The organism is Providencia sp. PROV032 (assembly GCF_028484875.1).
GTDB lineage: Bacteria > Pseudomonadota > Gammaproteobacteria > Enterobacterales > Enterobacteriaceae > Providencia > Providencia rettgeri_E.
In genome coordinates this window covers 1-8,591 of the sequence record NZ_JAMPSX010000048.1, presented here as the reverse complement: position 1 = coordinate 8,591, position 8,591 = coordinate 1, and the positions used below count along the sequence as shown (strand labels likewise).

Sequence of the window (8,591 nt, the reverse complement as noted above, 5' to 3'; positions counted from 1 at the left end):
GAGCTGGGGAAGACTATGCGCGATCTGTTGAAGGTGGTTCTAAGCCTCGTACTTGCGATGGCATCGGGGCAGGCACTTGCTGACCTGCCAATTGTTTTAGTGGATGAAGCTCGTCTTCCCTATGACTACTCCCCATCCAACTACGACATTTCTCCAAGCAACTACGACAACTCCATAAGCAATTACGACAATAGTCCATCAAATTACGACAACTCTGAGAGCAACTACGATAATAGTTCATCCAATTACGACAATAGTCGCAACGGAAATCGTAGGCTTATATATAGCGCAAATGGGTCTCGCACTTTCGCCGGCTACTACGTCATTGCCAACAATGGGACAACGAACTTCTTTTCCACATCTGGCAAAAGGATGTTCTACACCCCAAAAGGGGGGCGCGGCGTCTATGGCGGCAAAGATGGGAGCTTCTGCGGGGCATTGGTCGTCATAAATGGCCAATTTTCGCTTGCCCTGACAGATAACGGCCTGAAGATCATGTATCTAAGCAACTAGCCTGCTCTCTAATAAAATGTTAGGCCTCAACATCTAGTCGCAAGCTGAGGGGAACCACTAGTGTCATACGAACCTCCAAGAGACGGTTACACAAACGGGTACATTGTTGATGTCATGTATGACAATCGCCCAAGTAAGTATCCAGCTGTGTTCAGAACGTACGTCCGAATTCCAGACTATGTCGAACTAGATAACGCGGAGGAGCTGGCCGACGCAATCATTCGAGAGGTTGAGTTAAAGGAGGCATGGCTCACAAGGGTCTTGGGGAACTCAGCCGATCCTGACGCTTCTGTGGGCAAGTGGGACCGGCGCCTAGCGCAGTGCGGTGGTATTGATGAGATGTCAAGTGGGGTGCAGGCAACATACTTCAGTCCAAACGGTCAGCTGGTCGGCTTAGTGGCATACATTGATGCCGAATGGATGGATGAATAGCTCTGACGTTACGATTCAGGTGAGACAACCAGATGGGCATTGCGTACAAGCTCAGTTGCCACCGATGTGGCTACGAGTCTGATCTTCTTTACCTAGGCCAAGGTATGGCGATGCTTCCTGAGCAAATAGTCGGAACGTGCACATGCTGCGACAATCTAACGACGATTTCTATAAATGAAAGCTACGGAGTATGCTCACTTTGTGGGGCTAAGGATCGTGTGATATTTACAAGCTATCAGCATGAGGCAAGGCCAAGAAATCCCTGCTATCTAGAGAGAAGTTTCAAATATCAATGCCCAAGATGCCATGCCTTCAGTATGGAGCCTCCGGATCTACCGGAGATGCTTTGGGACTAATGCTCCGCTTTGCCTCGGGTATCCGTTCGACCTATGTTTAAGAGGAAACGCACGTGTCTGCCGCCAAAGCTCTTGCCTATGCACTTTGTGACAAGTTGGAAAGCAAAAAAGTTGATGAAGTCGTACGAAATCTTGTTTCTAGCGGCTGGAATATTAGGGAAGTGGCCTGGGAAGCTTCGTCCTTTGATCATGAAATGCCCTACTTTGACACGGGGCGGGACTTCGATATTGGATTTCCTGACACGCTGTCATCCAAGATTGAGTTTTTGACCGCGAATGGATCAATCGTCCAAGCACGTGCTCGCCTGCACTTCAAGCAGGCTCTAATTTTTGCCAAGGCGTCCAAACATGTCGCCGCGCTCAAGAACTCATTGGATTACTACTATGGATCGTCTGTAATCCCCCCTCAAAACCACGGAGGCTATTTGTAGAAAATTCCATTAATATGAACTCAAGGTGTTCCCTACGGACGAATCAGCGATGAAGGTGGTGTACCTGGCTATCCAGGCGGCGACCAAGAAATGGACGATGCCGATCCGCAACTGGAAGCCGGCCATGAACCGTTTTATGATCGAATTTGGTGACCGTTTAAATGGCCACCTTTAACTGACCGGCAAAAGCACTTACACAAAAGGGTTTACAGGCTCTTTCAGTCATTCCTTTAATGCGTAAATTGCTCTCTAACCACTCTCTCAGCCCACCCTTCCATATCCTCTCTCGATACTTGCAGCTCCCCCAACCCCTTTGGATGATTCACCCCTCTATGCCCGTCTTGTCCATATAATTGATCAAACAAACTATTTGGCCAATTCAATGAGCTCTTCACCACTCCACGCCGTATCTTTTCAAAATCATTCCGCCATGTTTCGCTATCAACGCCACTCAACACTTTGGTAGAAAGCATTTTCACCCCATCCGATGCATCCACCTCTAGCAATACAAATTCACTGCCATTACGTTGCACCCCAACGGCTTTAATCACTCTTGGTGAGCCATCTTTACACAGATGTAATCGGCTACGCCCAACTTTTGGCAAAACCAAGGTTTCTTCAAAAAGCACCCGACATGCAAATTTAGTTTTTAGAATTGAAAGTAGCTCATCAAAAGCAGCAAATCGATTAGCAAAAATAGAGTTGTAATTGGTTGCATCCTGCTTCCCACCCACATCTGCCGCTGCTAGGACACCACCTAAGTGTGGCTCATCAGTACTAACCAAATTACTATTTTCACTTGTTGTTGCTTCTTCTTTTTCTAAAATAGTTTGGCTACTTTTTCTTGCCCTGCGAGATTTTTCAATTCGACTAGGTCTACTAAAACTTATCCATGTCGGCTCAGCCTCTATGACTCGTGTGTCTGTGTCTATATTGGCTGTTTCCTCATCGTCCAACTGTAGATGCTCATCATCAACAACTGACTCTGTTGAAACCGCTATGTGCTGCGTACTACCATCACCTGCCTCCTTTTCCTGAAAAGAGGCATGGCTAATAGCTGTTGTGCTAGGAAGCATAGCGTTGATTTCTAAACCTACTATTTCCTCAACTAAATAATCCTTATCCTCGTTAGAAGAACGTCCTTTTACATGTAATTTCCAACCCTGCATGGGCGGAGGGTCAAAGCTAAAGCACCAGCTTTCAACGCCGTTCTTAATTTCTCTATTTTGTTGATAGTGCCTAAAAATACTTTCATACGAATCCATAACATCTTGATCCGAAAACAACCAAACCAAAAGCTGCACTACGGCCGACTGCTCTAACGCCCCTTTAGGAAACGATGAACTGGGTAAGATCCTTATCTCTAAATGATCTCGCTCAACCTCATACTGAACGTCGAACTCTTGCTGTAAAGCGGTACTGCTCAAACAGCTTCGACAGAAATAGGAGTTAATTAAAAATAATGACCGAGCTAGCTCTAACTGTGGGATGTGATAACGAGTCTTGCTATATGGTGTTTCAGCTTCGTAAATAAATGAACTCTGCGCTCCATCCTTGTTGCGTACGGAAGCAAAGGACGAGAGATTAGGAAAATCGATTATTTTGGCTCGTTGAAGATCCGATGCTTCAAACTCAATCACACGATCCGCCTTATTTATTTGCTTTGTTGTACTGTTAACCACCTTAGCTCGACTTAATAAAGGCAAATGAGTAAATCGAGTCCATTTCCGTTCTTGCATTGGATTAAACCAAACAAAAATACGCCACTCCTTATGACCCGAGTTACGGAATAAATGACCAATATGTACAACCTGCACATTGTCATTAAATGTAGCTAGCCTAACCACTCACTCTTCCCCATAAACCATTTCCAAGAATCTTTGTGCTTCCTCAGTTATCCGCTCTTTAGATAACGTTGCACTTCTTAATAATCGCCAGCGCCTAAGCTCAACATCTTCCTGTTTAAGCTTAATAAAAGCTTGGCTAATCCGTCTAATTTGATAATCTTCCACACTCTCTGAGTAACGCTTTAAGCAAAGCGCTACCAAAGGCAGTTTCTGTAGATTTTTTGCAAGAGAGGTTCCGTTAGGAGTTTGCTTTAACAGCCAGCTCGATGTCGCTCTTGGGTGATCAAGGCTACTATCTAGACGCTTTATGATTCTTAATAGTTGTCGTACAGCAATTCGATCTCTTTGGTTCCAATCAACTCTAGGGGCGGGTGCCAGACGCTCTTGTTGATGCTGTTGATTCCAGTGAACTAGCCAATCCCTGTCATGTCGGTAAAGCCAAGCGTATAGCACCCCACCCTCTAAAGACTGTCTTGCCGCCTTAATTCCTTGGTATTTATGCACTAGTTGCTGCCAGTCTTTATGCTTAACAGATAAATCTTCAGAGTTAGGTTGCACAGACTGGCTAACAGGTCTTGTCGTTATAGAGTGCTCAGTAAGAGCACTTGCCTGCTGTAGCGCTTCTATAACCGTTAGTTTTGGCAATAAGGCTTGCCACACAATACTATGCTGTAAATAACTAAAGGCTTTTCTATGCTTACGGAATATACTTTTCAGCCAACACGTGTCCTTGTTCTCTGCCAACTTTAAATCCAGTTTCTCTAGTGCCTCATCACTAAAAGTCTGCCTCACTCTCTCCGCCACCAAGTCATGACGAATGTGCTTGCTTTTGGTTAGCCCTAGATCCTGCGCTAAGCGCTGATAAAACAGCGTCCACTGCTCAAGGCTTGGGGAAAGCTCTTGCGCTCGTGGAGCATCTAAGGGGAGCCCGCAGAATTCGGAAAAAATCGTACGCTAAGGTTTTCCGGGCATCCGTAAGGGCCGAAACTTCCCGTCTTCCAGTCTGCGGCTCTGCCGCCAGACGTAATCGCCGGTTAGGTTGATGTGCTCCCAGCCCAGCGGCGACAGGAATTGCAGCAGCTCGCCGTCCACCGGCTTGCCGGCCTCGACCAACCCCTGGGTGGCGCGTTCCAGGTACACCGTGTTCCACAGCACGATAGCCGCCGTCACCAGGTTGAGGCCGCTGGCCCGGTAGCGCTGCTGCTCGAAGCTCCGATCCCTGATTTCCCCAAGGCGGTTGAAGAACACCGCCCTGGCCAGCGAGTTGCGCGCCTCACCTTTGTTCAGGCCGGCATGCACGCGGCGGCGCAGTTCAACACTTTGCAGCCAGTCCAGGATGAACAGCGTGCGCTCGATCCGGCCCAGCTCGCGCAGGGCCACGGCCAGTCCGTTCTGGCGCGGGTAGCTGCCGAGCTTGCGCAGCATCAGCGAGGCGGTGACGGTGCCCTGCTTGATCGAGCTGGCCAGGCGCAGGATGTCGTCCCAGTGGGCACGCACGTGCTTGATGTTCAGGGTGCCGCCGATCAGCGGGCGCAACGTCGGGTAGGCTTGCACGCCCTGCGGCACGTACAGCTTGGTTTCGCCGAGGTCGCGGATGCGCGGCGCGAAGCGGAAGCCTAGCAGGTGCATCAGGGCAAAGACGTGATCGGTGAAGCCGGCCGTGTCGGTGTAGTGCTCCTCGATCCGCAGGTCGGACTCGTGGTACAGCAGGCCGTCGAGCACATAGGTGGAATCGCGGACGCCGACATTCACCACGCGGGTGCTGAACGGCGCGTACTGGTCGGAGATATGGGTATAGAACAGCCGTCCCGGCTCGCTACCGTACTTCGGGTTGACGTGCCCGGTGCTCTCGCCCCGGCCACCCGCGCGGAAGCGCTGGCCATCGGAGGATGAGGTCGTGCCGTCGCCCCAGTGGGCGGCAAAGGCGTGGCGATACTGGTGGTTGACCAGCTCGGCCAAGGCCGCCGAATAGGTTTCGTCGCGGATGTGCCAGGCTTGCAGCCAGGACAGCTTGGCGTAGGTCAGGCCGGGGCTCGACTCGGCCATCTTGGTCAGCCCGAGGTTGATCGCATCACCGAGGATTGCGGACAGCAGCAACGTCCTGTCTTTGGCCTCGGCCCCGTCCTTCAAGTGGGTGAAGTGGCGGCTGAAGCCCGTCCAGTCGTCCACGTCCATCAGCAGTTCGGTGATCTTGATGCGCGGCAGTAACTGGCTGGTTTGGTCGATCAGCGCCTGCGCCCGATCCGGCACCGCCGCATCCAGCGGGGTGATTTTCAGCCCTGACTCGGTGAGGATGGCATCGGGCAGCTCGTTGTCCTTGGCCAGGCGGGTGACGGTGGCCAACTGCTCGTCCAGCAGCTGCAAACGCTCTTCCAGGTACTGGTCGCTGTTCGGGTTGATCGCCAGGGGCAGGGCCTGCTCGCGCTTGAGTGCGGCGAACTTCTCGGCCGGCAGCAGGTAGTCGTCGAAGTCGCGGAACTGCCGCGAGCCCTTGACCCAGATGTCGCCGGAGCGCAGGGCGTTCTTCAGCTCGGACAGGGCGCAGATTTCGTAGAATTTCCGGTCGAGGCCTTCCGGGGTGATCACCAGCGGCTTCCAGCGCGGCTTGATGAAGGCCGTGGGTGCATCGGCCGGCACCTTGCGCAGGTTGTCGGCGTTCATCTCACGCAGGGTCTGCACGGCTGCCAGCACGCCTTGCGCGGCCGGCGCGGCGCGCAGTTCCAGCACCTCCAGCAAGGCCGGCGTGTAACGGCGCAGGGTGGCGAAGTTCTCGCCGACCAGGTGCAGGTGGTCGAAGCCTTCCGGCCGGGCCAGCAGCTCGGCCTCGCTGACGCTCTCGGTGAACTCGTCCCAGGGAATCACCGCCTCGATGGCGGCATAGGGGTCGCTGCCGCTTTCCTTCGCTTCCAGCAGCGCCTGGCCGATCCTGGAGTACAGGCGCACCTTGTCGTTGATCGCCTTGCCCTGCTTCTGGAACTGCTGCTGATGCTTGTGCTTCGCGCCGCTGAACAGCTTGACCAGGATGCGGTCATGCAGATCGACCAGCTCATCGATCACGGTCGCGGTGCTCTCCAGCACCACGGCGGCCAGGGTCGCGTAGCGGCGCTGCGGCTCGAACTTACCGAGGTCTTTGGGCGTCATCTGCCCACCCTCGCGGGCCAGCTTGAGCAGGCGGTTCTGGTGGATGTGCCGGCCCAGGCCTTCGGGCAAGTCCACCAACTGAAATGTCTTCAGCCGCTCGATGTGTTCCAGCATGTGCCGAGAGTTGGGTTTCAGCGGTGCCTGGCGCAGCCAGGTCAACCAGGTGATGCTGCTGCCGGCCTTGAGCTTCAACAGCTCGTCCAGCTTGGCCCGATGCGAGTCCGTGAGTGGTTCGACCAGGGCGCGGTAGACCCGCCGATTGGCTCGCGCAATGGCTTCCGAGCAGGCCCGGTCAATCACGCTCAGCGCCGGCAGGATGCGTCGTTTCTGCCGTAGGCTCTCCAGGGCCTGACCGGCCAGCAGCAAGCCTTTGTCGGTCTGCTGGGCCAGCTCGGTTAGCTCGCGCACCAGGGCGCGGAAGTCGGACAGGCCGAACGGGGCCAGTTGCAGGTAGGTGCGCAGTTCCTGGGCATGCTCGCGACGGGTCACGTCGCGCTCGCCGTACTTTGCCCAGCTCGCCGGCTCGGCCTGGACTTGCTTCGCCACCCACAGGATGACCGGCTCGGGCAGCTCGCTGTCGGTTCCCAGCGCGTAACCGGGGTAGCGCAGCAGGCAGAGCTGCACGGCGAAGCCGAGGCGGTTGGCGTCGCCGCGTCGCTGGCGGATCAGCGACAGGTCGGAGTCGTTGAAGGTGTAGTAGCGGATCAGGTCATCCTGGCTTTCCGGCAGCGCAAGCAGGGTGTCCCGCTCCGTGGCCGAGAGGATCAAGCGACGCGGCATGTGTCAGTCGTCCGTGCGGAGGTACTGGTAGAGGGTTTCCCGGCTGATGTTGAACTCGCGGGCAAGCTGCGCCTTGGGCTCGCCGGCCGTCGCTCGCTGCCGCAGGGTAGCAGCCTGCTCATCGGACAGGGCTTTCTTGCGGCCCCGGTACGCGCCACGCTGCTTGGCCAAGGCGATGCCCTCACGCTGCCGCTCGCGGATCAGGGCGCGCTCGAACTCAGCGAAGGCCCCCATCACCGACAGCATCAGGTTGGCCATCGGCGAGTCCTCGCCAGTGAACACCAGGCCCTCCTTCAGGAACTCGATGCGCACGCCGCGCTGAGTCAGCTTCTGTACCAAGCGACGCAGGTCATCGAGGTTGCGGGCCAGCCGATCCATGCTGTGCACCACCACTGTATCGCCTTCGCGGACGAAGCTCAGCAGCGCTTCGAGCTGGGGGCGCTGGGTGTCCTTGCCCGATGCCTTGTCGGTGAACACCTTGCTCACCTGGGTTTGTTCCAGCTGGCGTTCCGGGTTCTGGTCAAAGCTGCTGACCCGGACGTAGCCGATGCGGTGCCCCTGCACGATGTCTCCTTGGTTGAAGGCGGCTTAAGTGCACTTTCTGTTCCGTTGTGCCTCAAAGCCCATTTCTGTCAGGCTGAAATCTATAACCTTCGCGGGCATGTGTCAAAAAATGGGAAAGCAGACTCTATTCTGACGAAGCGGCGCGGCCCTGCCTGACATCAAGTTAGGGTATGCCTCAACCTGACGGCGGCGAATCACAAGCGTCCGGTTTGACGCTGGTTTCGGTCGCAGTGCTGGCCCGCGCCTGGAAGCGCTGATAGCACTCCAGCCCGCAGAAATGCTCCACGTACTCGGCCCCTTCCGGCGTGAAGGCGGCATCGAGCGGGATTTCCTTGCAGCACACGCAGCAACTGGTGCTCGGTTCATTGGCGTTCATGGTGGTGTTCCTCCATTGGTTGACGAAGCCGACGAAGGCCGCCGCCGGCATCGGCCTGGCGAACAGGAAACCCTGCACCGTGTCGCAACCCGCCTGCCGCAACCACGCAAGGCAGTCGGGTGTTTCCACACCCTCGGCTACCACCTCCATT

The 8,591-nt window shown here is 54.7% G+C and carries 8 protein-coding genes and 1 pseudogene; 4 read left to right on the top strand and 5 right to left on the bottom strand.

Annotation, left to right across the window (positions count from 1 at the left end):
* The 4 genes and pseudogenes from PSF42_RS20135 to PSF42_RS20120 all read left to right on the top strand — a co-directional run.
* A partial coding sequence (locus PSF42_RS20135) for a hypothetical protein (RefSeq protein WP_224171326.1) occupies positions 1-513 on the top strand: 513 nt, incomplete at its 5' end.
* Positions 514-573: 60 nt separating this feature from the next.
* Positions 574-945, top strand: coding sequence for a hypothetical protein (locus PSF42_RS20130; RefSeq protein WP_000119696.1), 372 nt, complete (start codon positions 574-576; stop codon positions 943-945).
* Positions 946-1,354: 409 nt separating this feature from the next.
* Positions 1,355-1,732, top strand: a complete 378-nt coding sequence (locus PSF42_RS20125) for a hypothetical protein (RefSeq protein ID WP_001271300.1) — start codon at positions 1,355-1,357, stop codon at positions 1,730-1,732.
* 22 nt (positions 1,733-1,754) lie between these two features.
* Positions 1,755-1,907: pseudogene (locus PSF42_RS20120) on the top strand (IS256 family transposase); the annotation flags it as partial.
* A gap of 55 nt (positions 1,908-1,962) precedes the next feature.
* Here PSF42_RS20120 and PSF42_RS20115 read toward each other — a convergent pair.
* The 5 genes from PSF42_RS20115 to PSF42_RS20095 form a co-directional block, all read right to left on the bottom strand.
* Positions 1,963-3,579 carry a Tn7-like element transposition protein TnsE gene (locus PSF42_RS20115; protein ID WP_000251879.1) on the bottom strand — a complete coding sequence of 539 codons (1,617 nt, stop codon included), beginning with the start codon at positions 3,577-3,579 and terminating at the stop codon, positions 1,963-1,965.
* Positions 3,580-4,527, bottom strand: a complete 948-nt coding sequence (locus PSF42_RS20110) for a TnsD family Tn7-like transposition protein (protein WP_430459161.1) — start codon at positions 4,525-4,527, stop codon at positions 3,580-3,582.
* A 6-nt stretch (positions 4,528-4,533) separates the two neighbouring features.
* Complete coding sequence (locus PSF42_RS20105; RefSeq protein ID WP_001138014.1) at positions 4,534-7,500, bottom strand: Tn3-like element TnAs1 family transposase; 2,967 nt, start codon at positions 7,498-7,500, stop codon at positions 4,534-4,536.
* Positions 7,501-7,503: 3 nt separating this feature from the next.
* Complete coding sequence (locus PSF42_RS20100; RefSeq protein ID WP_001161490.1) at positions 7,504-8,064, bottom strand: recombinase family protein; 561 nt, start codon at positions 8,062-8,064, stop codon at positions 7,504-7,506.
* 175 nt (positions 8,065-8,239) lie between these two features.
* A partial coding sequence (locus tag PSF42_RS20095) for a DUF3330 domain-containing protein (RefSeq protein WP_000454193.1) occupies positions 8,240-8,591 on the bottom strand: 352 nt, incomplete at its 5' end.

Bases quoted from the DNA above. Each gene is read 5' to 3' on its own strand.
- PSF42_RS20105 (WP_001138014.1), bottom strand. From the start codon at position 7,500: ATGCCGCGTCGCTTGATCCTCTCGGCCACGGAGCGGGACACCCTGCTT.